General features: G+C 70.5%; 21 protein-coding genes and 1 riboswitch. Of the genes, 10 read left to right on the top strand and 11 right to left on the bottom strand.

The window, feature by feature from the left end:
* Positions 1-141: 141 nt before the first annotated feature.
* The 4 genes from urtC to RGI145_RS14790 form a co-directional block, all read right to left on the bottom strand.
* A complete protein-coding gene (gene urtC / locus RGI145_RS14805; protein WP_075798944.1) occupies positions 142-1,269 on the bottom strand; it encodes an urea ABC transporter permease subunit UrtC in 1,128 nt (375 codons plus the stop codon).
* Positions 1,266-2,843, bottom strand: a complete 1,578-nt coding sequence (gene urtB, locus RGI145_RS14800) for an urea ABC transporter permease subunit UrtB (RefSeq protein ID WP_075798943.1) — start codon at positions 2,841-2,843, stop codon at positions 1,266-1,268. The genes urtC and urtB overlap by 4 nt, the downstream gene beginning before the upstream one ends.
* A 76-nt stretch (positions 2,844-2,919) precedes the next feature.
* Complete coding sequence (gene urtA, locus RGI145_RS14795) at positions 2,920-4,293, bottom strand: urea ABC transporter substrate-binding protein (RefSeq protein ID WP_390889859.1); 1,374 nt, start codon at positions 4,291-4,293, stop codon at positions 2,920-2,922.
* Positions 4,294-4,516: 223 nt separating this feature from the next.
* Positions 4,517-5,512 carry an SDR family oxidoreductase gene (locus RGI145_RS14790; protein WP_075798942.1) on the bottom strand — a complete coding sequence of 332 codons (996 nt, stop codon included), beginning with the start codon at positions 5,510-5,512 and terminating at the stop codon, positions 4,517-4,519.
* Positions 5,513-5,663: 151 nt separating this feature from the next.
* On the opposite strand from RGI145_RS14790, the gene RGI145_RS14785 reads away from it, so the two are divergent.
* Complete coding sequence (locus tag RGI145_RS14785; protein WP_075798941.1) at positions 5,664-6,326, top strand: isochorismatase family protein; 663 nt, start codon at positions 5,664-5,666, stop codon at positions 6,324-6,326.
* 59 nt (positions 6,327-6,385) lie between these two features.
* Here the strand turns inward: RGI145_RS14785 and rutA are convergent, their stop codons facing one another.
* Complete coding sequence (gene rutA / locus RGI145_RS14780; RefSeq protein ID WP_075798940.1) at positions 6,386-7,468, bottom strand: pyrimidine utilization protein A; 1,083 nt, start codon at positions 7,466-7,468, stop codon at positions 6,386-6,388.
* Between the two features lie 249 nt (positions 7,469-7,717).
* Here rutA and RGI145_RS14775 point away from each other — a divergent pair, with 249 nt between their 5' ends.
* Positions 7,718-8,467: an SDR family NAD(P)-dependent oxidoreductase gene (locus RGI145_RS14775; protein WP_075798939.1), complete on the top strand. Its 750-nt coding sequence runs from the start codon at positions 7,718-7,720 to the stop codon at positions 8,465-8,467.
* Between the two features lie 42 nt (positions 8,468-8,509).
* Positions 8,510-8,920 carry a GFA family protein gene (locus RGI145_RS14770; RefSeq protein WP_075798938.1) on the top strand — a complete coding sequence of 137 codons (411 nt, stop codon included), beginning with the start codon at positions 8,510-8,512 and terminating at the stop codon, positions 8,918-8,920.
* Between the two features lie 83 nt (positions 8,921-9,003).
* Here the strand turns inward: RGI145_RS14770 and RGI145_RS25135 are convergent, their stop codons facing one another.
* From RGI145_RS25135 to RGI145_RS14760, 3 genes are all read right to left on the bottom strand, one after another.
* Entirely contained in the window at positions 9,004-9,141 is a 138-nt protein-coding gene (locus tag RGI145_RS25135) for a hypothetical protein (protein WP_156878556.1), read from the bottom strand.
* 174 nt (positions 9,142-9,315) lie between these two features.
* Complete coding sequence (locus tag RGI145_RS14765) at positions 9,316-10,794, bottom strand: AAA family ATPase (RefSeq protein ID WP_075798937.1); 1,479 nt, start codon at positions 10,792-10,794, stop codon at positions 9,316-9,318.
* A 355-nt stretch (positions 10,795-11,149) separates the two neighbouring features.
* The gene (locus RGI145_RS14760; protein ID WP_156878555.1) at positions 11,150-11,809 is read right to left on the bottom strand and encodes an SH3 domain-containing protein; all 660 of its coding nucleotides are present in this window, start codon (positions 11,807-11,809) and stop codon (positions 11,150-11,152) included.
* Between the two features lie 321 nt (positions 11,810-12,130).
* Between RGI145_RS14760 and RGI145_RS14755 the strand changes: the two genes are divergently transcribed.
* Both RGI145_RS14755 and RGI145_RS14750 read left to right on the top strand, forming a co-directional pair.
* Positions 12,131-12,508, top strand: coding sequence for a hypothetical protein (locus RGI145_RS14755; protein WP_075798936.1), 378 nt, complete (start codon positions 12,131-12,133; stop codon positions 12,506-12,508).
* Between the two features lie 272 nt (positions 12,509-12,780).
* Positions 12,781-13,728: a zinc-dependent alcohol dehydrogenase family protein gene (locus RGI145_RS14750; RefSeq protein ID WP_075798935.1), complete on the top strand. Its 948-nt coding sequence runs from the start codon at positions 12,781-12,783 to the stop codon at positions 13,726-13,728.
* A 64-nt stretch (positions 13,729-13,792) separates the two neighbouring features.
* Here RGI145_RS14750 and RGI145_RS14745 read toward each other — a convergent pair whose 3' ends face one another.
* The gene (locus RGI145_RS14745; RefSeq protein WP_208863878.1) at positions 13,793-15,325 is read right to left on the bottom strand and encodes a UxaA family hydrolase; all 1,533 of its coding nucleotides are present in this window, start codon (positions 15,323-15,325) and stop codon (positions 13,793-13,795) included.
* A gap of 146 nt (positions 15,326-15,471) precedes the next feature.
* A riboswitch (TPP riboswitch) is annotated at positions 15,472-15,580 on the top strand.
* A 109-nt stretch (positions 15,581-15,689) separates the two neighbouring features.
* On the opposite strand from RGI145_RS14745, the gene RGI145_RS14740 reads away from it, so the two are divergent.
* Positions 15,690-17,324 (top strand): ABC transporter substrate-binding protein, encoded by a 1,635-nt coding sequence (locus RGI145_RS14740; protein WP_075798934.1) that lies wholly within the window; start codon positions 15,690-15,692, stop codon positions 17,322-17,324.
* Positions 17,325-17,472: 148 nt separating this feature from the next.
* Here RGI145_RS14740 and nhaA read toward each other — a convergent pair whose 3' ends face one another.
* Together nhaA and RGI145_RS14730 are read right to left on the bottom strand one after the other, a co-directional pair.
* Entirely contained in the window at positions 17,473-18,681 is a 1,209-nt protein-coding gene (gene nhaA, locus RGI145_RS14735; protein ID WP_075798933.1) for a Na+/H+ antiporter NhaA, read from the bottom strand.
* Between the two features lie 149 nt (positions 18,682-18,830).
* Entirely contained in the window at positions 18,831-19,538 is a 708-nt protein-coding gene (locus RGI145_RS14730; protein ID WP_075798932.1) for a YqgE/AlgH family protein, read from the bottom strand.
* A 325-nt stretch (positions 19,539-19,863) separates the two neighbouring features.
* Between RGI145_RS14730 and RGI145_RS14725 the strand changes: the two genes are divergently transcribed.
* The 4 genes from RGI145_RS14725 (at position 19,864) to moeB (ending at position 22,376) form a co-directional block, all read left to right on the top strand.
* Complete coding sequence (locus tag RGI145_RS14725) at positions 19,864-20,346, top strand: peroxiredoxin (RefSeq protein WP_075798931.1); 483 nt, start codon at positions 19,864-19,866, stop codon at positions 20,344-20,346.
* Positions 20,347-20,368: 22 nt separating this feature from the next.
* Positions 20,369-20,680 carry a hypothetical protein gene (locus tag RGI145_RS14720; RefSeq protein ID WP_075798930.1) on the top strand — a complete coding sequence of 104 codons (312 nt, stop codon included), beginning with the start codon at positions 20,369-20,371 and terminating at the stop codon, positions 20,678-20,680.
* A gap of 254 nt (positions 20,681-20,934) precedes the next feature.
* The gene (locus RGI145_RS14715; protein ID WP_075798929.1) at positions 20,935-21,204 is read left to right on the top strand and encodes a MoaD/ThiS family protein; all 270 of its coding nucleotides are present in this window, start codon (positions 20,935-20,937) and stop codon (positions 21,202-21,204) included.
* Positions 21,201-22,376, top strand: a complete 1,176-nt coding sequence (gene moeB / locus RGI145_RS14710) for a molybdopterin-synthase adenylyltransferase MoeB (protein ID WP_075798928.1) — start codon at positions 21,201-21,203, stop codon at positions 22,374-22,376. Before RGI145_RS14715 ends, moeB begins: the two co-directional genes overlap by 4 nt.
* Positions 22,377-22,545 lie beyond the last annotated feature (169 nt).

The following is a 22,545-nucleotide window of genomic DNA, read 5'->3' as shown; positions in this document are numbered from 1 at the left end:
CAGTGTCTCCCCAGACCCTGCCAGGAATGGGGGCGGGTGGAAGGGCGCGGGCGCTGTGTTCCAGCGGTGGGAAGGTGGAAGAGTGGGGCGATAGGCTGGGGGAGGCGGAGCCTCCCGCCCGGGGCTGGATCACCGGAGCCATCACGAGGCCGCCTCCCGCGCCGCCGCCGCGGCGGGCGAGGGCGGTTCCGCCGGCAGGGGAACGCCGCCGGAGCGGCGCCGGGCGAAGAGGCCGACGATGCCGCGCGGCAGGAATAGGGTGACAAGGATGAAGAGGCCGCCCAGGGCGAAGAGCCAGAATTCCGGCAGGGCGCCGGTGAAGACGGTCTTGCCGAGATTGACCAGGATGGCGCCCAGGATCGGCCCGACCAGCGTGCCGCGGCCGCCGACCGCGACCCAGACCACGGCCTCGATCGAGTTGGCGGGGGCGAATTCGCCCGGGTTGATGATGCCGACCTGCGGCACGTAGAGCGCCCCGCCCAGCCCGGCCATGACGGCGGAAAGCGTCCAGGCGACGAGCTTGTAGGCCTCGGGCCGGTAGCCCAGGAAGCGCGTGCGGCTTTCCGTGTCGCGCACGGCGATCAGCACCTTGCCGTAGCGCGAGCGCACCAGCCAGCGCGACAGCAGGAAGCAGCCGGCGAGCACGATGGCAGAGGCCAGGAACAGGGCGCAGCGGGTGCCGTCGAGCTGCAGCGGGACGCCGAGGATGTCCTTGAAGTCGGTGAGGCCGTTGTTGCCGCCGAAGCCCATGTCGTTGCGGAAGAAGGCGAGCAGCAGGGCGTAGGTCAGCGCCTGGGTGATGATCGAGAGATAGACGCCGGTGACGCGCGAGCGGAAGGCGAGCCAGCCGAAGACCAGGGCGAGCACGCCGGGCACGAGGAGCGCCATCAGCAGCGCGAAGGGGAAGGAGCCGAAGCCCCACCAGTACCAGGGCAGGTGGTCCCAGTTCAGAAAGACCATGAAGTCCGGCAGGTCCGGATTGGCATAGACGCCGCGCGATCCGATCTGCCGCATCAGGTACATGCCCATGGCATAGCCGCCCAGGGCGAAGAAGGCGGCGTGGCCCAGGCTCAGGATGCCGGCGAAGCCCCAGACGAGATCCACCGAGAGGGCGAGGATCGCGTAGCAGAGATACTTGCCGGTGAGGGAGACGACATAGGTCGGGACGTGCCAGGCGCTGCCGGGATCGGTCAGCAGGTTCAGCGCCGCCATCAGCGCGGCGCCGCCCAGCAGGATCACCAGGGTGAGGATGCTCGCGATGCGGCTCATGATTCGACGAACCTCCCCTTCACCGGGAAGAGGCCGCGTGGCTTGCGCTGGATGAACAGGATCAGGGCGAGCAGCACCACGATCTTGCCCAGCACGGCGCCCGCCACGGGCTCCAGGAACTTGTTGGCGACGCCGAGGGTGAGGGCGCTGATGACCGTGCCCCAGAGATTGCCGACGCCGCCGAAGACCACGACCATGAAGCTGTCGATGATGTAGCCCTGGCCGAGATTGGGCGAGACGTTGTCGATCTGGCTCAGCGCCACGCCCGCCATGCCGGCGACGCCGGAGCCCAGGCCGAAGGTCAGCGCGTCGATCCAGGGCGTGCGGATGCCCATCGCCGCCGCCATGCGCCGGTTCTGCGTCACCGCCCGCATCCGGAGGCCCAGCGAGGTATAGCGCAGCGCCGCCATCAGTGCCGCGATCACCAGGAAGGCGAAAAGGATGATGACGAGGCGGTTCATGGTGATGGTGAGGCCGCCGAGCTGGAAGGCGCCGCTCATCCAGGCGGGGGTGCCGACCTCCCGGTTGGTGGGGCCGAAGATGGAGCGCACCGCCTGCTGCAGCACCAGGGACAGGCCGAAGGTGGCGAGCAGCGTTTCCAGCGGGCGGCCGTAGAGGAAGCGGATCAGCCCGCGCTCGATGGCCACGCCGACCGCGCCGGTGACCAGGAAGGCGAGCGGCACGGCGATGAAGAGCGAGGCGCCGAACAGGCCGGGCGCATGGGCGCGGATCGCGTCCTGCACCAGGAAGGTGGTGTAGGCGCCGAGCATCACCAGCTCGCCATGGGCCATATTGATCACCCCCATCACGCCGAAGGTGATGGCGAGGCCGGCGGCGGCGAGCAGCAGGACGGAGCCCAGGCTCAGCCCGTACCAGGCGTTCTGCGCCCAGCCCCAGAGCTGCAGGTTCCAGTCGATGGCCTTCACCGCGCTCGCGGCGGCCTCGGCCACGGCGGGCGGCTGGCTGGACAGGCCGGCGAGCAGGGCGCGCGCGTCGATGTCGCCGCGGGCGCGCAGCGTGGCGATGGCGGCGAGGCGGTCGGGCTCTGGCGTCGCGGCCTCGTTCAGCAGGATGGCGGCGCGGGCCTGTTCCATGACCTGCCGCACGCCGGGATCGCGCTCGGCGGCCAGGGCCTTCTCCAGCACCGGCAGGATGGCGGCGTCGCGGGCGCGGAAGACGGCGGCGGCGGCATTGGCGCGGATCTCGTTGTCCACGGCCATGAGTTGCAGCCCGCCCATCGCCGCCTCGACGGCGCGGCGGATGCTGTTGTTCACGCGGACCGCGCGCGGGGTTCCGGCGGGCGTCACCGGCTGCCCGCCGGTGGCATCGCGGTAGCCGCCATCGGTGCCACGGATCGCCAGGCTGCGGTCGGGCAGCACGAACAGCCGACCCTCGCCCAGAGCGCCCAGGATGGTCGCTGCCTCGGGCGCGCCGGAGGCGGCGAGCGTTTCCACGCCACGGCGGATGTCGTCGAAGGAGTTGGAAGCGAGCAGTTCCGCCCCCGCAGGCTGCGCCCGCAGGGGCGAGACCGTGAGGGCCAGAAGCAGGAGGATGAGGCCGGCGAGCCGGGTCATCTTGCCCTCCTCGGAAAAACGGGAACGGGAAGGGATGGGCGGGGCTGGGGTGCCCCGCCCGTTCAGCCGGACGGGATCAGCCGCCCGCACCGCCGCACTTGCCGGTCTTGACGTTGAAGTTGCCGCAGGAGAGCGGCTTGCGCCAGTCGGCGATCAGGTCGCGCGAGCCCTCCAGGTAGGGCGACCATTCCTGCGCCACGATCGTGCCCGGCGTCTGCGAGACGACGTTGAACTGGCCGTTGCCCTGGATCTCGCCGATCAGCACCGGCTTGGTGATGTGGTGGTTCGGCATCATGGTGGAGGTGCCGCCCGAGAGGTTCGGCACGGCCACGCCGATCATGGCGTCGATCACCGGGTTGCTGTCGGTGGTGCCCGCCGCCTCGACCGCCTTCACCCACATGTTGAAGCCGATGTAGTGCGCCTCCATCGGGTCGTTGGTGACGCGCTTCGGGTTCTTGGTGAAGGCCTGCCACTTCTGGATGAAGGCCTTGTTGTCCGGGTTGTCGATGGACATGAAGTAGTTCCAGGCGGCCAGGTGGCCGAGCAGGGGGGCCGTGTCGAGGCCCGCCAGCTCCTCCTCGCCCACCGAGAAGGCGACGACGGGGATGTCGGTGGCCTTCACGCCCTGGTTGCCGAGCTCCTTGTAGAAGGGGACGTTGGCATCGCCGTTGATGGTGGAAACCACCGCGGTCTTCTGGCCGGCAGAGCCGAACTTCTTGATCTCGCTGACGATGTTCTGCCAGTCGCTATGGCCGAAGGGCGTGTAGTTGATCAGGATGTCGCCCTGCGCGACGCCCTTGGACTTGAGATAGGCCTCCAGGATCTTGTTCGTGGTGCGCGGATAGACATAGTCGGTGCCCGCGAGCACCCAGCGCTTCACGCCCTCTTCCTTCATCAGGTAGTCCACCGCCGGGATGGCCTGCTGGTTCGGCGCGGCGCCGGTGTAGAAGACGTTCTTGCTCGATTCCTCGCCCTCGTATTGCACGGGGTAGAAGAGGATGCCGTTCAGCTCCTCGAAGACCGGCAGCACGGACTTGCGCGACACCGAGGTCCAGCAGCCGAAGCAGGCGGCGACCTTGTCCTGCGCGATGAGCTGCCGCGCCTTCTCGGCAAAGAGCGGCCAGTTGGAGGCCGGGTCCACGACCACCGCCTCCAGCTTGCGGCCGAGCACGCCGCCCTTCTTGTTCTGCTCCTCGATGAGCATGAGCATCACGTCCTTCAGCGTCGTCTCGCTGATGGCCATGGTGCCGGAGAGGGAATGCAGGATGCCGAGCTTGATCGGCCCGGCGGGCTGCGCCCGGAGGAGGGCGGGCGCGCCCAGCACGGCGCCGCCGGCCAGCAGCGCGCCAAGGCGGCCGAACTGGCGGCGGCCCAGCGGGTGACTCAGCGACCCGCCCGGCGTGGCCTGTTCCGGCCGGGGCTCGCCCGGGGCCTGTCGGTTGGACGTCATGTGGAAACTCCCCCAGAGGCGGTCGCTGTGGCGCCGGCCGGCCGCTTCCCACGGTCAGCCTGGCGCGCCGCCGGATGGCGGCGGTCACGCAACGGTGTAGCAACGGGAGTGCCACATTCCGGAACCGCCGCAGTCGTCCGGCGACAGGGCAGCGGTTGCCCGCGGGATCGTCAAACGCCCAGGAAATGGTGTTTCCCGTGCCGCTTTCGGCGGCAGCCGCCTTTCATCTCCGGGCGCGGTGCAACAACCATCCCCCCAGCAGCAGCGCCCCGCCCAGCACGAGGCCAGTCCGGAGCGCGTGGCCACCCGAGGGCTGGCGCAGCCCGCCATAGATCGCGCTGCCATGGATCCCGTCGCTGCGGGTCGGCGCGGCGAAGAGATTGCCGTCCGAGACCGGCACCGGGCGGGCGCGGCGGAACTGCCGCTCCATGAGCCGCGCCATGCTCCGGCGCAGCAGCCCCGGGACCAGGGCATGGGCGAGGCGCAGCAGGTGCACCTCCTTGCCCACCGTGGCCGAGGGGCGTGGGTTGCGGGCCAGGGAGACCATGACTTCCGCCACGTCGAAGGGGCTGTGGACCGGCGGCGGCGCGCTCAGCTCCCGCCCCACATAGTTGCCGCCGTGGCGCAGGCCGGGCGTATCGACGAAGGAGGGGAAGACGTCGCAGACATGAATGCCGGGCCAGCGCGACAACTCGCCCCGCAGAGCCTCGGAGAAGCCGCGAAGCCCGAACTTGCTGGCGCTGTAGGAGGCCGCATAGGGCGTCGGCACCCAGGCGCCGAGGGAGTTGGTGTTGATCAGCACGCCACGCCGCCGCGCCTGGAAATGCGGCAGGATGGCATGGGCGCCGTGCATGTGGCCGAGCAGGTTGGTCCGCACCACCTGGTCATGCGCATCCGCCGGGACCTCGGCGAAGCCGCCCACCGCGCCGACCCCGGCATTGTTGATCCAGACATCGACATGGCCGAACTCGCGCACCGCCGCCTCCGCCAGCCGCCTCACCGCGCCGGCATCGGTCACGTCGGCCGGCACGGCGATGGCGCGGGCGCCATGCGGGCGGGACAGCCGGCCGCATTCCGCCACCGCCTCGTCCAGCACGCTTTCCCGCCGGGCGGCGAGGACGAGATTGGCCCCCTCCGCGGCGAAGGCCTGGGCCGCCGCTCGGCCGATGCCGCTGGATGCGCCGGTGATCACCACCACCGCCCCTTTCAAATCGCGCATGATCCGTATCCTCTTGCCGGTTCCCGGTCGCTCTCTGGCAATCGCTCTGGCCCGTCTAACGGCGCGGGGCGGCCACGTTTTCCTGGGGCGGGGATGGCATGGCGATTGCCCGCCTCCGGCCAGGACCGGAGCCGGACAGGAGCCTTGCGGGATGGAGCGATCGGAGATGACGGCGCGCGAGATGTACCTCGCGCTCAAGGCCGCGCCGCCCCGGACGCGCTTCGGCTTCGGGCGCAAGGCCGCGCTGGTGAACGTGGACCCGCAGCGCGCCTATACCGAGCCCGCCAGCTTCCGCACCGCCTACGAGACCGATCCGCGCCAGATGGAATACACCAATGCGCTCGCGGACCGCTTCCGCCGCCTCGGCTGGCCGGTGGTCTGGACCTATGTCGCCTATCTCGACAGCGGCGAGGATTGCGGCGTGTGGGGCACGCGAACGGACACGCCGGACTCGCTGCAGAACATCCGGCACGGCTCGCCGCGTGCCGAGTTCGATCCGCGCCTGCACATCGCCCCACGCGACGTGGTGATCCACAAGCGCATGGCCTCGGCCTTCTTCGAGACCAGCCTGGGATCGCTGCTGACCTTCCATGGCGTGGACACCGTGGTCGTCACCGGCGGCTCCACCTCCGGCTGCGTGCGCGCGACCGTGGTGGATGGGCTTTCCCGTTCCCTCCGCATGGTCGTTCCCGAGGAATGCGTGGCCGACAAGCACGAGAGCCCGCATTTCGCCAACCTCTACGACATGGCGGTGAAATACGCCGATGTGCTGCCGGTGGCGGAGGTGCTCGCCTGGCTGGAGGCCCGGGACTGATCCTTGGCGCTGATCCCTGGCGCGGGGCGCGCCGGGGAGCGGGCTGATCGGGTGCCGCTTCAGGCGGCGATGGCGGGGCGTTCCGCGCGGCACTTCATCAGCGGCAGGATGCGCGTGCCGAACTGCTCCATGCCGACCAGGAAGTCGTCGAAGGTCAGCATGACGCCGCGCAGCCCCTCGATCTCCGCCATCTCGTCCAGCAGCCTCGCCACGGTGGCGTAGGAGCCGATCAGGCGCAGCATGTTGGTCGGCAGCTTCTCCGGCGCATGCACCATGCGGCCGACGGTGGAGGTCTTCTCCGCCTTCACGTCGGCGGCAGCCTGGGTGTCGCGCCAGTCCAGCGCCTCCAGGTCCACGCCGGCCCGGTAGTGCTCCCACTTGGCCATAGCGGCCTCGTCGGTCTCGTCGGCGATGATCATGGTGAGTGCGAGGGCGCCGACCTCGCGGCCGGTTTCGGCATTCTGTTCCCGCAGCTTCGCGGCGAAGGGCGCCACGGTCTGGGGCGTGTTGATGCCGCCGCCGCTGATGAAGTTGTAGTCGCCGTATTCGGCGGCGAACTTCATGCCCCGCCCGCTCTGGCCGGCGCAGACGATCTCGATCGGCTTCGGCGGGATGGGGCCGAGGCGGCAGTCCGACATCTGGAAGAAACGGCCCTTGAAGTCGGAGCGGCCGGTGCTCCAGAGGTCCTTCATCACCTGCACATATTCGGAGCAGTAGTCGTAGCGCCGCTCGAAATGCTCGGCGCCGGGCCACATGCCCATCTGCTCGTATTCCGCCTTCTGCCAGCCCGAGACGATGTTCACCCCGAAGCGGCCATGCGAGATGCTGTCGATGGTGACGGCCATGCGCGCGATGATCGCGGGCGGGATGGTGAGCACGGCGACCGAGGCGAAGAGCTTGATCCGCGTCGTCACCGCCGCCAGGCCCGCCATCAGCGTGAAGGATTCGAGGTTGTGGTCCCAGTACTCGCTGGGGCCGCCGAAGCCGCGCAGCTTGATCATCGAGAGCGCGAAGTCGAAGCCGAAGCGCTCGGCCTTCTGCACCACCTCGCGGTTCAGGTCGAAGCTCGGCATGTATTGCGGCGAGGTGGTGGAGATCAGCCAGCCATTGTTGCCGATGGGGATGAAGACTCCGAGGTCCATGGCACGCTCCTTCCGCACTGCGAGGCGAGGCAGGGACGCTAGACCCATCCCCCTTGGGCTTTGAATGCGTACCGCTGCATCCATTCCGGCTTTTATGGCCCCCGGAGCCGCTGGAATGCCTCGGAATTGGACAGGCCGCGCAATCCGGGCGCAGGGAATGGGCCTGACGGGATGGCGGGGAAGCAGGAGCCATGCTCCCGTCGCGACGGAGATGGCGGGGCCGCTGCCCCCGGGGAGAGAGGTTTGGCCATGAGGATGACGGGGCAGGTGGTGCTGGTGACGGGCGCGCAACAGGGGATCGGGCGCGCCATCGCGCTGGCCTGTGCCGGGGCGGGGGCCGATGTGGCGGTGAACTACCTCGACGATGCCGCGGCGGCGGAGGCGGTCTGCGAGTCCGTTCGGGCACTGGGGCGCCGCGCCGTGGCGCTGCAGGCCGACATCGCCTCGCCGGCACGATCCGCCGCCCTGGTGGCGGAGGCGGAAGCGGCGCTCGGGCCCCTGGACGTGCTGGTCAACAATGCCGGCATCTTCCCGCGTGCGCCCTTCCTGGAGATGACCGAGGCGGTCTGGGACAGCGTGCTGGACATCAACCTCAAGGGCAGCGCCTTCTGCGCCCAGGCGGCGGCGCGGCGCATGGTCGCGGCCGGGCGGCCGGGGGCGATCATCAACCTGAGCTCCACCGCCATGCGCGGCACGCCGGTGGGGGCGCACTACGCGGCCAGCAAGTCGGGCTTGGTCGGCCTGACGCGTTCCATGGCGATCGCCCTGGCGCCGCACCGCATCCGGGTGAACGCCATCGCGCCGGGCCTGACCGACACGGCACAGCCGCGTTTCGGCAACACCGAGGAGGAACTGGCCGAGATGGGCCGCGCCGTGCCGCTGGGCCGCATGGGCACGCCGGAGGACATCGCCGGCATGGCGCTGTTCCTGGCCTCCCCGCACGGGGAATGGATCACCGGGCAGGTGTTCCACGTGAATGGCGGCGGCTATCTCGCCTGAGGCGCGCTATGTTGCCACGAGGATGAGCTTGCGAGGCCACCGATGACGATCCTGTCCCTGGAAGGGGGCTGTGCCTGTGGCGCGCTCCGCTATGCGGTGGCGGGGCGGCCTTTCCATGCCAGCCTTTGCCACTGCATCGACTGCCGCCGCGCCATGGGGGCCTCGCCGGTCGCCTGGTTCAGCCTGCGGCCTGAGGAGTTCCGGCTGCTGCGCGGCCGGATGCGCGAATTCCGCTCCAGCGCGCCCGTGCGGCGCGGCTTCTGCGCGGATTGCGGCACCGGCCTGACGTTCCGCGGCGAGACCACGCCGGACGAGATCGACATCGCCACGGCGACGCTGGACGATCCGGCAGCAGTCGCGCCGGAGCTGCATCTCTGGACGTCCCAGGCGCTGCCCTGGGCGCTGGCGGAGGACGGCCTGCCGCGTTGCCGGCGCGGACGCGGCCAGGACTGACGGCCGTCCGCCTCTGCCCGGGGATACGGCCAAGAAAGGGGGGCCGCCGGGGCCACACGGCATCCGGCAGGTATTTCGGCGGATCAGGCGTCCGGTTTCGCCAGAGGCCGCCTTTCGGTGCGTTCTTCCGGCACATGACCGGCCAGGGTGGATTGATGGACGGCGACCCACCACACGGCGTTCGCGGCCAGGGCACCCAAGGCAATAAGCACGACCTCCATCAGAATTGCCTCATTAAAAAGACAATTCTATTTATGGAGAGTATTTCCGCAACCTGAAACCGGCCGGCGAAGGATCGCTCCCGGAATTGTGCGGATCGGGCCGGCGCCTTTCCCGGGATCTTCAGACTTGGAGGAAATTTCTGGCCTGCCGGACGGCAGGCTCATGAGGCGCGCTTAGGCCGCCTCGGCATTGGCATCGCCCGGCGCGGTTTCCCAGCCCAGCTCCACCAGGGCGACGCGGCGGCCCTGGCGGTCCTGCTGCTGCACCACCATGCCCTGCTCCTCCAGATAGGCGAGCACGCGGCGGGCGCGGCCCAGGGAGCGGGTGCCATAGGCCTGGGCGATGGCGGCGTCGGAGGGGCAGGGGCGCCGGTCCAGCGCGGCGCGCGCCAGCATCAGATAGACGCCCTGCACATCCTCCGGCAGCGTCGCGGCGCGGTCCCGCACCGCGGACCATTCCGGGTTCCCGGCGGTACCCGCATCCACCCCGGCCCGCGCCACGGCGAGGCGGGCGCGGAATTCCGGCAGCTCCATGGGCTTGCCGGCCACCGCCTTGATCCGGCAGCGCACCAGGAAGTCGCCATACAGCACGCTGACGGGCCGGAAGGCGGCCTCGGGGTCTTCCAGCAGGGCGTGCAACACCTCCTCCAGCTTGCGCTCGCGCTCGGCCAGTTCCTCCGGGCTGGGCGGCGCGGCCTCGGCGGCGCGGCTGTGCACGGCGGGCGGGCGGGCGGCGGCGAGCTGCGCCAGGATGTCCGGCGCAGGCGGCGGCGGGGCGCGGCGTGCGGGGCGGACGGGTTCCGGCGGCGGGGTGAGGATCAGCTCCCGCACCTCCTCCGGGGCATTGGGCAGCGGCGTCAGCTTCGGCCCGGCGGAGCGGGTCTGCGTTTCGACCACGCCGATGCGGATGGGCAGCGGGCGGCGGGAGAGGGCCGGGCCGAGCGCCACGAAGCTGCCGCGCGGCAGGTCGCGGAACTGCTCCGCCTGCCGCCGCTCCATGCCCAGAAGGTCGGCGGCGCGCTGCATGTCGATGTCGAGGAAGGTGCGGCCCATCAGGAAGTTCGAGGCCTCGGCGGCGACGTTCTTGGCCAGCTTGGCGAGGCGCTGCGTGGCGATGATCCCCGCGAGCCCGCGCTTGCGGCCGCGCGACATCAGGTTGGCCATGGCGCCGAGCGAGGCGCGGCGGGCCTCGTCGGAAACCTCGGTCGCGGCGGCGGGGGCGAAGATCTGGGCCTCGTCCACCACGACCAGCACGGGGGACCAGAGGTCGCGCTCCACCTCGAACATGCCGTTCAGGAAGACGGCCGCCTGGCGCATCTGCCCCTCGGCATCCAGCCCCTCCAGGTTCAGCACGACGGAGACGCGGTGCTCCCGCATCCGCTCGGCGGCGGCCTGGAGGCCGCGCTCGGTCTGCGCGGCGGCGTCGATCACCAGATGGCCGAACTTCTCGGCGAGGCTGACGAAATCGCCTTCCGGGTCGATCACCGCCTGCTGCACCCAGGCGGCGGACTGTTCCATCAGCCGCCGCAGCAGATGCGACTTGCCGGAGCCGGAATTGCCCTGGACCAGCAGGCGTGTGGCGAGAAGCTCCTCCAGGTCGAGAGTCGCGGGCGAGCCGGCGGTGGTGGTGCCGAGGTCGATCGCGATGGTCATGCCGGGCTGGGTTCCTCGATCCGGGTTGGGGACGGACCGCCAGCAGGCAGGGGAGGCCGGGGTGCTGGCGAGGGGCGCTTATAGCCGCGCCCGGGAAGGGCGCCCAGGGCCGGAGGGGTGGTGCGGAGGGAGAGTCGGGGCAGGGGCGAGCCGGAAGCGGGACTGCCACGTGGAACGGTGGTGCGAGGCCGTCCGCCTAGCCCGCTGCGACTTCCGGTGCGGCGGGCCGGGCCCCGGAGAGCCGGCCGCCGGAAGCGTCGGGCGACCGGCCGGACGGGGCCGGGCTTCCCTTCCGCAAAGAGATGCGGAAAGGGAAGGCGGCCGGTTGCGCGGGGGCCTACCCTGCGCGGCGGCGTCAGAAGGGCGGCGGCCCGCCGGGGCCGCGGCGCTCTCCATCCGGGCCACCGGGGCCACGGCGTTCCCCATCCGGCCCCGGCGGACGGCCAGGGCCGGGACCAGGGCGCGGACCAAGACCGGCCCCGGGGCCAGGACCGAAGCCAGGACCGGGACCGGGGCCGGGCGGATGGCCTGGACGCTCCCAACCCGCGCCGCCGGGCCCGCCACCCGGGCGCCCGTGCCAACCCGGCGGCGGGCCCGGCGGCCCGGGGCGGTACGACGGCGGGGGCGGGCCGCCCCAGCGGTCACGCGGGCTGTACCAGGGGCGGCCACGGTAATAGCGGCCCCAGTAGTCGCCGAAGTCGAAGGTGACGATCGGCACGCCGATGCGCGGCCCGTATTCCGGGATCAGCACCCGCTGCCCCTGATAGGCGTATTGCAGGTAGCTGCCGGAGACCCAGCCCCGGCTGCCGCCTATGCCGACATCGCACCAGTTGTAGCCGTCGAGGCAGCCGAAGATTTCCACCGGCGCCCCGGCGCCGATCGTGGCGACACGCGGATAGGCGGTGCCGGGACCCGCGCGCAGGTTGACATTGCCGGTGGCATAGCCGGGTGCGGCCAGGGCGGGGGCTGCAGCGCCCAACGCCAGCCCCAGTCCCAATCCGAGACCCAGCACCATTGTCCGGGCCGTGATCCGGTGTTTCACCGCATGCTGCTCCCTTGAGGTGATGGCATGAACGTGGATGGGCATGCTTTCGCTTCAGTCCTGGGCATGACCATGCTTTCATGTCGGCGTGAAGCAACCCCTCCGGCATGGCGAAAACAAGGCGAAGATTTCTCTAAAAAGTCGCGTGGGAAATTGAGGGTGTTTACGTAGTACGGTACAGAAACAATCTGTAGTAACTTTGGCAGAGACAGAAGAGATGGGAATGTTTATTTCCGTTTTCACGGACGGGCCGGGAATCGCTGGCCTGCCGCAGGAACACGGTAAGGAGTTCCCATGAAGAAGATTCTGCTTCTCGGTGCCGGCTTGGCCCTTTTCGGTGCCGCTGGCATGGCCATCGCCCAGACCCCGCCGCCTCCTCCCGGTGGCCCGCAGGCCGAGCGGCCCCAGGGTCCTGGCGGTCCCGGCGGCCCGGGTGGGCCCGGTGGCCCGGGTGGCCCCGATGGCGGTCCCGGCCGCCATCATGGCTGGCGTGGCGGCCCGCCGATGATGCGGCCGATGGGCCCGCCGCCCTCGCGCGCCGCTTCCTTCGCGATCGAGCGCAACGGCACGGAGATGCGCATCCGCTGCGCCGAGAACGAGTCGACCCAGGCCTGCGTGGCCGCGGCCTCGACCCTGATCGACAAGTTCAACGCGGCCAATCCGGCGCGCTGAACGCGGTCGGGGACCGGCACATCGTAGGGGCGGGCGCGGGAACGCGTCCGCCCTTTCGCGTTGTCCACTGCCAGGCTCCCCATTCGGCCGCCCGATGGGCCTTCGGCCCGGGCCAGGGGGCTGACTGTCGGGCCTATGGGGGCCGCCATCGTCCCTGCCGATCTCGCGGCGCGGCCTCGTTCCGGTTGCCTGCCCTGGCCTCGAAGCCACCAGACGAGATGCGAGCGCGCCGGCTGTATCGCACCCGCCGGACTGGGTAAGCAGGCTGACCCATGTTTCGAGTCGTCGCCCACCGCTTCGGTGATCCCGCCCAGGTCCTGTCCTGCGAACCCTTGCCGCGTCCCGAACCGGAGGCGGGCGGCGTCGTCGTGCGGATGCTTGCGAGCCCGATCAACCCCTCGGACCTCATTACGGTTTCGGGCGCCTATCGGCATCGGACGACCCTCCCTTTCGTTCCCGGTTTCGAGGGGGTGGGGGTCGTCGATCAGCGGGATGAAACCGTCACCGGCCTGCGGGTCGGGCAGCGTGTTCTGCCCCTGGGCGCCGCCGGCGGATGGCAGGCCTTCAAGGCCACGCCGGCCGGCTGGTGCGTGCCGGTGCCAGACGATCTGACCGACGATCAGGCCGCCGCAGCCTACATCAACCCGCTCACGGCGCGGCTGATGCTGCGGGCCGTGACTCCGGCGGCGGGAGCCCTGGTCGGGGTCAATGCCGCGGGTTCGGCCATCGGCCGCATGTTGCTGCGGATGATCCACGCGGCGGGTGCGTGCGCCATCGCGGTCGTCCGCTCCGCCAGGGCCAGGCAGTCGCTGGAGGGCGAGCCTGCCGCGGCAATCCTCATCCAGGGTGCGCCCCTGCCGCCGCTGGACGGAGGCTTCGATGCCGTCGGGGGCGTACCGGGCACGGAAATGGCCCTCGCCATCAAGCCCGGTGGCATCCTCGTCCACTACGGCCTTTTGTCGGGCACGCCGCTTCCGGCTCAGCTCGGGCAGCGGATTCCCGCCGTGCTGCGCCCCTTCTGGCTACGGCAATGGGTGCATTCCGCCTCCCGCGAAGAGCTGGGAGAGGTGATGGCCAGGGTGTTCGACGACATACGGGCCGGCACGGCGACGACGGACATCGAGGCCCGATACGCCCTGACCGAGCTACGCGCCGCCCTGGCCCACAATGGCCGTGCGGGACGCCGGGGCAAGATCCTCCTGGCTCCGGCCCAGACATGACGGGGGAGCCTGCGATCCAACCGGCCCGGGCGCCGCGCCTCCCGGAGCCGGTCAGCGGTCGGCCTCAGACCGTCGCGCCGATCTGCCAGGGCGCGAATTCCGCCGCGCCGAAGTCGAAGGCCTCGCTCTTGGTCGGCTTGCCGCTGGCCACGCGCAGGATCTGGCGGAAGATCCGCTCGCCGCACTGCTCCACCGTCTCCTCGCCGGTCAGGATGGTGCCGCAGTTGATGTCCATGTCGTCCTGCATCCGCTCGTACATGGCGGAGTTGGTGGCGAGCTTCATGCTGGGCGCGGGCTTCGCGCCGAAGACGCTGCCGCGGCCGGTGGTGAAGCAGACGAGGTTGGCGCCGCCCGCCACCTGTCCCGTCGCCGCCACCGGGTCGTAGCCCGGCGTGTCCATGAAGACGAAGCCCTTGGCGGTCACCGGCTCGGCATAGCGGTACACCTCCACGAGGTTCGTGTGCCCCGCCTTGGCCATGGCGCCCAGGCTCTTCTCCAGGATGGTGGTGAGCCCCCCGGCCTTGTTGCCGGGGGAGGGGTTGGCGTTGATCTCCGCCCCCTCCTTGGCGGTGTAGTCCTCCCACCAGTGCATCAGGTCCACCAGTTTCTGCCCGACCTCCGGGCTCACCGCGCGACGGGTCAGCAGGTGCTCGGCGCCATAGGTCTCGGTGGTCTCGCTCAGGATCACCGTGCCGCCATGGCGCACGATCAGGTCGCTCGCCACGCCCAGGGCCGGGTTGGCGGAGATGCCGGAATAGCCGTCGGAGCCGCCGCATTGCAGGGCGACGCAGAGCTCGCTCGCCGGCACCGGTTCGCGCGTCACGGCATTGGCCTCGTCCAGCACGCCGCGCACGAAGGCGATGCCGGCCTCCACCGTCTTGCGGGCGCCGCCCATCTCCTGGATGTCCATGCTGCGCAGCCGGTCGGCGAGGCGCTGTTCCTGCATCATCCCGCCGATCTGGTTCACCTCGCAGCCCAGGCCAATGGCCACGACATGCGAGAAGTTCGGGTGCCGCGCATAGCCGCCGATGGTCCGCCGCAGCAGCGACAGCGGCTCGCCCTGCGCCATGCCGCAGCCGGTCTTGTGGGTCAGCGCCACCACCCCGTCCACGTTCGGCCAGGCGGCCAGCGGGTCCTCCCCGGTGATCGGGTTGCGGCGGAAGGCCAGGGCGATCAGCTCCGCGACATGGGCGGAGCAGTTCACGCTGGTGACGATGCCGACATAGTTGCGCGTGGCCACCCGCCCGTCCTTCCGCCGGATGCCGAGGAAGGTCGCGGGCTCCGGCACATAGGCGGTCGGCTTGAGGTCGGCGCCGAAGGCATAGTCGCGCGAGAAGTCGCCCATCGCGATCTCCTCCACATGCACCCATTCGCCGGGGGCGATGTCGCGCGTGGCGAAGCCGATCACCTGGCCGTAGCGCCGCACCGCCTCGCCCTTCGCATGCGCGCGGATGGCGATCTTGTGGCCGGCGGGGACGCGCTTCTCCGTCCGCACCCCGGGGGCGACGGTGGTGCCGGGGGGCAGGACCATGCGCGCGATCACCACCCCGTCCTCGGGATGCAGGCGGATTACGGGCGGCTGGGTCACGGCATCCATGGCGTCGGGTTTCCTCGTTGGAAGTCAGGCTTTGCCGACAGCATAGGCGCCACTGCCATGGCAGTTCCAGGGGGTGGCACGCAGGATTGCCCTGCCGTCACCACGCGGGCGTCTTGCCGCCATCCGGCCCCTGGCCCATAGCTGGGGCGGACATCGGGGGGAGCCCATACCGGGCTGAGAGGCGGGCATCTGGCCCGCGACCCCTGGAACCTGCCCCGGTTAGGACCGGCGAAGGGATCGGTGCACCTCATGCCACGGAAGGGCAACCCGTTCCGGAGAGTCCTGCCCCGCCGGGTATCCCGGTGGGCGGCGTGGCCCTGCACCTCTCCTCCCATCCTGGGACCCGCGAGAGAGGAAACACCCCATGCAAAGACGTGACCTGCTGAAGGCCGGGCTGGCCGTGCCCGCCCTGGCTCCTGCTGCCCTGGCTTCTGCCATGCTGGCCCGCCCAGCCCTGGCCCAGGGGGGGAACCCGGGAAGCAACCCAGGCGTGGCGCCCGCTGCCACGCGCGCCCGCACCCTGCGCTTCGTGCCGCAGGCGGCGCTGACGGTGCTGGACCCCATCTTCCTCAGCGCCACGATCAGCACCACGCACGGCTTCTGCGTCTTCGACACGCTCTATGCCACCGACACCAAGCTGCGGCCGCATCCGCAGATGGCGGAAGGCCACGAGACCAGCGAGGACGGGAAGCGCTGGACCATCCGGCTGCGCGAGGGGCTGCGCTTCCACGACGGGGAGCCGGTGCGGGCGCGCGACTGCCTGGCCTCGCTGGAGCGCTGGGCCTCGCGCGACCAGTTCGGGCAGATCCTGCGCCAGAGCGTGGCGGAATGGACGGCGCCGGACGACCGCACCCTGTCGATCCGCCTGCACCGTCCCTTCCCGGCGCTGCTCTATGCCCTGGCCAAGCCGGCCTCGGTGGTGCCTTTCATCATGCCGGAGCGCATCGCGAAGACGCCGGGCGACAAGCCCATCAGCGAGATCGTCGGCTCCGGCCCCTGGCGCTTCCTGCCGGACGAGTTCAACAGCGGCAGCCGCGTCGCCTATGCCCGCAACGAGCGGTACGTGCCCCGCGCCGAGCCCGCCGACGGCGCCTCGGGCGGCAAGCTGGTGCATTTCGACCGGCTCGAATGGCATATCATCCCCGATGGCGCGACCGCGGCGGCGGCGCTGCGGACGGGCGAGGTGGACTGGGTGGAATACCCGCTGCCGGACCTGATCCCGTCCCTGAAGCAGGACCCGAAGCTGGCCTTCCAGGTCTATGACCCGATGGGCTTCCTCGGGATCATGCGCTTCAACCAGCTGCACCCGCCCTTCAACAAGGTGGAGGTGCGCCGCGCCGTGCGCGACCTCGTGGCGCAACCGGATTTCATGGCCTCCGTCGCCGCCCCGGGCGACTGGGCGGAATGCCATGCCATGCTCCCCTGCACCCTGCCGGGGGTGGAAAGCCACACGCCGGTGGCGCCGGACCTGGAATCGGCCCGGAAGATCATCCGCGCCGCCGGGGTGGAGGGGGCGAAGGTGGTGATCATCAACGCCTCCGACTTCGCCGCCATCGCGCCACAGGGGCGGCTGGCCGCGCAACTGATGCGCCAGCTCGGCTTCGACGTCGATCTGGTGGAGACGGACTGGGCCAGCGTGCTCACCCGCCGGACCAGCAAGGCGAAGCCGGGCGAGGGCGGCTGGAGCATCCTGCCCACCAACGCGCCCTCGGGCTCCATCGCCAACCCGGCGGTGAACTTTGCCATCCGCGGCAATGGGGAGAAGGCCTGGTTCGGCTGGCCCGAAGACCCGGCGACGGAGGAGGCGATCGACCGCTGGCTCTACGCGCCGGATGCCGAGGCACAGTCCCTGGCGCTCCGCCGCGTGCAGGAGACAAGCTGGAACAGCGTGCCCTTCGCGCCCACCGGCATCTTCGTGCTGCAGACCGGCTTCCGCGCCGATCTTTCCGGCGTGTTGCAGGGGCCGAACCCGTATCTGTGGAACCTGCGCCGCGGTTGATCCGAGGGCTGCCTGTCCGTGGGAGAGGCCCTGCCTCTCCCACACCCTCTCCGCTCAGGGAGGCGAGGGCCTCCCCGAGACCCCGCCGGGAGTGGGTGCTGCGCGGAGGTGAGGGGGCGCCTTGCCCCCGGGTCACGGGAGCCGCGCCTCAGGAGGCCCGGATCGCCTCCCCCCGCGCATCCAGCGCCCGTCCGGTGACGCGGAGCAGGGCCGCGCCGCAGAGGGCCGAAACCACCGAGCCGCCGAGCACGCCGATCTTCACCGCGTCCTGCATCTCCGGATGGGTGGGGAAGGCGAGGAGGCCGATGAACAGGCTCATGGTGAAGCCGATGCCGCAGAGCAGGGCGGTGCCGTAGATCTGCGGCCAGCTCGCCCCGGCCGGGCGTTCCGCCACGCCGAGCTTCACGGCCAGCCAGGCGCCTCCGAAGACGCCGATCTGCTTGCCGAGGAAGAGGCCCAGCCCGACGCCCAGCGAGACGGGGCCGAGCAGGGCCTCCGGGCTCATCCCGGTGAAGGAGACGCCGGCATTGGCGAAGCCGAAGATGGGCAGGATCAGGAAGTTCACCCAGCGCGTCAGCCCGTGCTCCAGCCGGTGCAGTGGCGATTCCACCGTGTCGTCGGCCCCGCCCGGGCGATGGCGCAGGGGGATGCAGAGGGCCAGCAGCACGCCCGCCAGCGTGGCATGCACGCCCGATTGCAGCATGAAGAACCAGAGCAGCGCGCCAAGCAGCAGATAGGGCCAGAGCTGCCGCGTGCCGGCGCGGTTGAGCAGGAAGAGCAGCACCAGGATCACGCCGTCGGCGCCGAGCGCCAGCAGCGAGAGGCTGTCCGTGTAGAACACGGCGATGATCACCACGGCGCCGAGGTCGTCGAGGATGGCGAGCGCGGCGAGGAAGATCTTCAGCGAGGCGGGCACGCGCTGTCCCAGCAGGGAGATCACGCCGAGGGCGAAGGCGATGTCGGTGGCGGCGGGCACGGCCCAGCCGCGCAGCGCCTCCGGATCGCCATGGGCGAAGCCGACATAGATCAGCGCCGGCACCGCCATGCCGCCGAGGGCGGCGATGCCGGGCAGGGCGCGGCGCCCCCAGCTCGCGAGCTGGCCGTCCAGCATCTCGCGCTTGATCTCCAGCCCGACGAGCAGGAAGAAGACCGCCATCAACCCGTCATTGATCCAGTGCAGCAGGCTGAGGCCGCCGACATAGGTGTGCAGCGCATGGAAATAGGCCGGCGCCAGGCCGGTATTGGCCACCACCAGCGCCAGGGCGGCGGCGGCCATGAGGACCAGCCCACCCGAGGCGCTGTGGTCCAGGAAGTCGCGCAGCAGCGAAAGGACGGGGCGGCGTGGGGCGTGTGCCATGGGGCGCGGCTCCTTCATGTCAGGGGCGGGTAGCGGGCGCTTCCCATGCCCGGCGCGGCCGTACAACCGGAACCGGGCGTTATCGGCCTGCGGCGGCACCGGTTGCGCTGGGGAAGGAGGGCCGGTTTCTGCGCCCCGGCCCGGCGCGATCAGGCTCGCCCGGCGACGCTCACCAGCAGGAGCGGGTCCACCCGGAGCTTGGCCAGCGCCCGGCGCCACTTGGCGTCGTTCTCTTCCTCCTCGAAGATCAGGGCCTCGTCCGGGGACACGTTGAGCCAGGCATTCTGCTGGAGCTCCTCCTCCAGCTGCCCCGGACCCCAGCCGGCATAGCCCAGGGCCAGCAGGCCCCGGCGCGGCCCGCCGCCGCCGGCGATGGCCTTCAGGATATCGACGCTCGCCGTCAGGGCCAGTTCGGGATCGACCTGCAGGCTGCCCTCGCTGGACCAGTCTGCCGTGTGCAGCACGAAGCCTCGCCCGCCCTCCACCGGCCCGCCGGCATGCAGCGCGATCCGGCGCTGCGGCGGCACCGGCGCGACGTCGAGCTGCTTCAGCAGGTCGTCGAAGGACAGGTTCTCGATCGCCTTGTTCAGCACGATCCCCATCGCCCCGTCCGAGGAATGGGCGCAGAGGCAGATCACACTGCGGGCGAAGCGCGGGTCCTGCATGCTGGGCATGGCGATCAGAACCTGCCCCGCCATGGAGGTGCTGTCGGGCAGGCTGATGTCCCGGTCGCGGCCCTTCCGGCTCCGCCGCCGGGCCGGGCGGCGGGCGGGCGAATCCTTGGCTCCCTCGGGCCGGCCCTCTGGGGCGTCCTCGGGAAGATCGGGGGTGTCGTCGTCTCGTGCGTGCCTCGCCATCACCTCTGAATGTGGCGGGCTCCCCCGCCGCCCGCAAGCGGCCTGTGGCGACAAGCCGCCCTTGCCGCTGTGTTTTCGTGACGGCCCGGCGCCTGCGAGCGGGCTCTCCCGGGACTGTCCCATGAAGGGGGCCGGGGCGGCTTCCGGGAGCGGGTCCCGGACGGGTCGCCGCGGGGCGGTTCCGGCCGGACAATGTACCTGCCGGGCCGCTGGCGCTTGACAGCCCGGCTCCGCTCGCGCCGCATCCGCGCGGGCGCGCCGCCAACCCCATCCCATCCCCATCGGGGGGATGCCCCCGGGGCGTGCCCAGCAGGAAAGGAAGCCCATGCCCATTCAGCCCGGTGACACGATCCCCTCGGTCAAGCTCATGCGTGCCACTCCGGACGGACCGCAGGAGCAGGACACCGCGGACTTCTTCGCCGGCCGGACGGTGGTGCTGTTCGGCGTCCCTGGCGCCTTCACCCCCACCTGTTCCGCCAGGCACTTGCCCGGCTTCAAGGAGCAGGCGGAGGCCCTGCGGGCCAAGGGCGTCGATGCGATCGCCTGCATGGCGGTGAACGACGCCTTCGTCATGGCCGCCTGGGCCCGCGACCAGGGCCTGGGTGAGGAGATCACGATGCTCGCCGACGGCTCCGCCGCCTTCACCCGCGCGCTGGGCCTGGAGATGGACCTGGGCGCCCGCGGCATGGGGGTGCGCTGCCAGCGCTTCGCCCTGATCGCCCGCGACGGCAAGGTGGCGCATGTCGGGATCGAGGCCCCGGGCGCCTTCGAAGCCAGCAAGGCCGAAACGATTCTGGCGGTGTTGTAGCCGAACCTGTACGAAGGCCCCCATGCCCAAAACCGCACCCAACCTGGCTGACCCCGTCGGGGCCTTCGCTGAGATGACACGCTGGAGCCTGTTCGCCTGGCAGGCCGGGTGGGTCTTCACCCTCCGCTCGGCCAGCCTCTGGGCCGAACCCGCCACGGCCGCCCCGGCCCTGACGGAGATGGCGCTGGAGAAGCAGCGCGCCTTCACCCAGGGATGGATGGATGCCGGCCGCAAGGCGCTGCAGGGCGCCGATGCGCGGCAGATCGCCAATGCCGCGATGGCGCCCGCCCGCCGCCGCGTCGCGGCGAATGCCAAGACCCTGGGCCGCTCCTGAACCGGGCCGCGCCATGGCCCGGAGCGATGGCGCGGTTAACCATTCGTAATTCGTATCAAGCGCTTATATGTCAATTTAATCGAGATTTTGGTTGCAGATTTCGACACGTCGTCGCTCTATAGGTGCTCCTGATCATGGGATCCCTGCCTGCCCGGCATGAAGGCCGGCGGCCCTGGCGCCTCCCTGCGAGGCGTTGCCGCCGGAATTCGTCTCCGGGCTGGACAGGCTCCCTGGCACGTTCCGAAAGGGGTTCCATGCCGGTCATCCTGGTGCCGAGTTCGCTCCGCCGATACACAGCCCAGCAGGCGCAGGTCACGGTCGAGGGCGATACCGTCCAGTCGGTGCTGGACAGCCTGGTGGACGACTTGCCGGAGATGCGGGGCCACCTTTTCACGGCCAACCGGCTCCGGCCCTTCGTGATGGTGTTCAAGAACGGCCAGGACATCCGCCTGCTGGACGGGCTGGAGACGCCGGTCGAAAGCCGGGACGAGATCCGCATCCTGGCGAGCATCGCCGGCGGATGAGCGCACGCCTGGCGGATGCCCCGTTGCCGGACCTCAGCGCCGCCGAGTTGCGTCGCTTCGGTCGCCACCTGATCCTGCCGGAGTTCGGCATCGAGGGGCAGCGCCGGCTGAAGGCCGGCAGCGTGCTGCTGATTGGCGCCGGCGGGCTGGGCTGCCCCACCGCCCTCTATCTCGCCGCCGCGGGCGTCGGCCGCATCGGGCTGGTGGACCCTGACGTGGTGGAGGAAACCAACCTCCAGCGCCAGGTCGCCCATGGCTATTCCACCCTGGGCCGGCAGAAGACGGAAAGCGCCGCGGCGCGCATGACCGACCTGAACCCGGACCTGGTGATCGAGCGCCACGACGTCTTCCTGACCGTGGACAACGCGCTGGACCTGATCGCCGGCTATGACGTGGTGATCGACGGGACCGACAACTTCCCGACACGCTACCTCGTCAACGATGCCTGCACCAAGCTCGGCATCCCCAACGTCTATGGCGGCGTGCTGCGCTTCGACGGGCAGCTCAGCGTCTTCGACGCGCGCGTCGGCCCCTGCTACCGCTGCCTCTTCCCCGAGCCGCCGCCGACCGAGCTCGCGCCCAACTGCGCCGAGGCGGGGGTGCTGGGCGTGCTGCCGGGCGTGATCGGCGCGCTGCAGGCGACCGAGGCGATCAAGCTGCTCACCGGCATCGGCACGCCGATGATCGGGCGGATGCTGGTCTATGACGGGCTGGACATGAGCTTCGGCACCGTCACCGTGGCCAAGGCGCCGGACTGTCCCTGTTGCAGCAAGCCGCGTTCCGAGATCGTGCTGCGGGAGGTCCAGATGGTCTGCTCCGCGCCCGTGGTCGGACAGGGGCTTTCCGCCACCGAGGCCCTCGCCCGCCTGGAGGCGGGGCCGGAGATGGTGTTGCTCGACGTCCGCAATCCGCCGGAATGGATGGGTGGGACCCTGCCGGATGCCCTGCGCATCCCCAAGCCGCTGATCGACGAGGCGGTCGGGGCGCTGCGGGAGCAGGGCACCGCCGGCGTGCTGGATGGTATCCCACGGGACCGCGACGTGCTGGTCTATTGCCAGTCCGGCATGCGGAGCGCGGCCGTCATCCGTGCCCTGGTCACGGCTGGCTATGATCCCGGACGGCTGTTCAACCTGGAGAAAGGCTTCTCGGCCTGGACCGGGCCGAAGGCCTGACGCCCTGCCTTCCGCGTCCGGTCGTGGAAACACGACCGGAAAGACCGGGGCTCTTCACATCCCTAAAATCGGAAAGCCGGTTGCCATTTTGGAATGATCCCGTTTGGCGGGGCATGAAGTCGCCGGGTTTCGTGTGAATTCCTAAATCCAATTAATGCGACTTTACTTG

The sequence above is a fragment of the Roseomonas gilardii genome (assembly GCF_001941945.1).
Lineage (GTDB): Bacteria > Pseudomonadota > Alphaproteobacteria > Acetobacterales > Acetobacteraceae > Roseomonas.
This window is presented reverse-complemented; position numbering and strand designations above follow the sequence as displayed.

Bases quoted from the DNA above. Each gene is read 5' to 3' on its own strand.
- urtC (WP_075798944.1), bottom strand. From the start codon at position 1,269: ATGAGCCGCATCGCGAGCATCCTCACCCTGGTGATCCTGCTGGGCGGC.
- urtB (WP_075798943.1), bottom strand. From the start codon at position 2,843: ATGACCCGGCTCGCCGGCCTCATCCTCCTGCTTCTGGCCCTCACGGTC.
- urtA (WP_390889859.1), bottom strand. From the start codon at position 4,293: ATGACGTCCAACCGACAGGCCCCGGGCGAGCCCCGGCCGGAACAGGCC.
- RGI145_RS14790 (WP_075798942.1), bottom strand. From the start codon at position 5,512: ATGCGCGATTTGAAAGGGGCGGTGGTGGTGATCACCGGCGCATCCAGC.
- RGI145_RS14785 (WP_075798941.1), top strand. From the start codon at position 5,664: ATGGAGCGATCGGAGATGACGGCGCGCGAGATGTACCTCGCGCTCAAG.
- rutA (WP_075798940.1), bottom strand. From the start codon at position 7,468: ATGGACCTCGGAGTCTTCATCCCCATCGGCAACAATGGCTGGCTGATC.
- RGI145_RS14775 (WP_075798939.1), top strand. From the start codon at position 7,718: ATGAGGATGACGGGGCAGGTGGTGCTGGTGACGGGCGCGCAACAGGGG.
- RGI145_RS14770 (WP_075798938.1), top strand. From the start codon at position 8,510: ATGACGATCCTGTCCCTGGAAGGGGGCTGTGCCTGTGGCGCGCTCCGC.
- RGI145_RS25135 (WP_156878556.1), bottom strand. From the start codon at position 9,141: ATGGAGGTCGTGCTTATTGCCTTGGGTGCCCTGGCCGCGAACGCCGTG.
- RGI145_RS14765 (WP_075798937.1), bottom strand. From the start codon at position 10,794: ATGACCATCGCGATCGACCTCGGCACCACCACCGCCGGCTCGCCCGCG.
- RGI145_RS14760 (WP_156878555.1), bottom strand. From the start codon at position 11,809: ATGGTGCTGGGTCTCGGATTGGGACTGGGGCTGGCGTTGGGCGCTGCA.
- RGI145_RS14755 (WP_075798936.1), top strand. From the start codon at position 12,131: ATGAAGAAGATTCTGCTTCTCGGTGCCGGCTTGGCCCTTTTCGGTGCC.
- RGI145_RS14750 (WP_075798935.1), top strand. From the start codon at position 12,781: ATGTTTCGAGTCGTCGCCCACCGCTTCGGTGATCCCGCCCAGGTCCTG.
- RGI145_RS14745 (WP_208863878.1), bottom strand. From the start codon at position 15,325: ATGGATGCCGTGACCCAGCCGCCCGTAATCCGCCTGCATCCCGAGGAC.
- RGI145_RS14740 (WP_075798934.1), top strand. From the start codon at position 15,690: ATGCAAAGACGTGACCTGCTGAAGGCCGGGCTGGCCGTGCCCGCCCTG.
- nhaA (WP_075798933.1), bottom strand. From the start codon at position 18,681: ATGGCACACGCCCCACGCCGCCCCGTCCTTTCGCTGCTGCGCGACTTC.
- RGI145_RS14730 (WP_075798932.1), bottom strand. From the start codon at position 19,538: ATGGCGAGGCACGCACGAGACGACGACACCCCCGATCTTCCCGAGGAC.
- RGI145_RS14725 (WP_075798931.1), top strand. From the start codon at position 19,864: ATGCCCATTCAGCCCGGTGACACGATCCCCTCGGTCAAGCTCATGCGT.
- RGI145_RS14720 (WP_075798930.1), top strand. From the start codon at position 20,369: ATGCCCAAAACCGCACCCAACCTGGCTGACCCCGTCGGGGCCTTCGCT.
- RGI145_RS14715 (WP_075798929.1), top strand. From the start codon at position 20,935: ATGCCGGTCATCCTGGTGCCGAGTTCGCTCCGCCGATACACAGCCCAG.
- moeB (WP_075798928.1), top strand. From the start codon at position 21,201: ATGAGCGCACGCCTGGCGGATGCCCCGTTGCCGGACCTCAGCGCCGCC.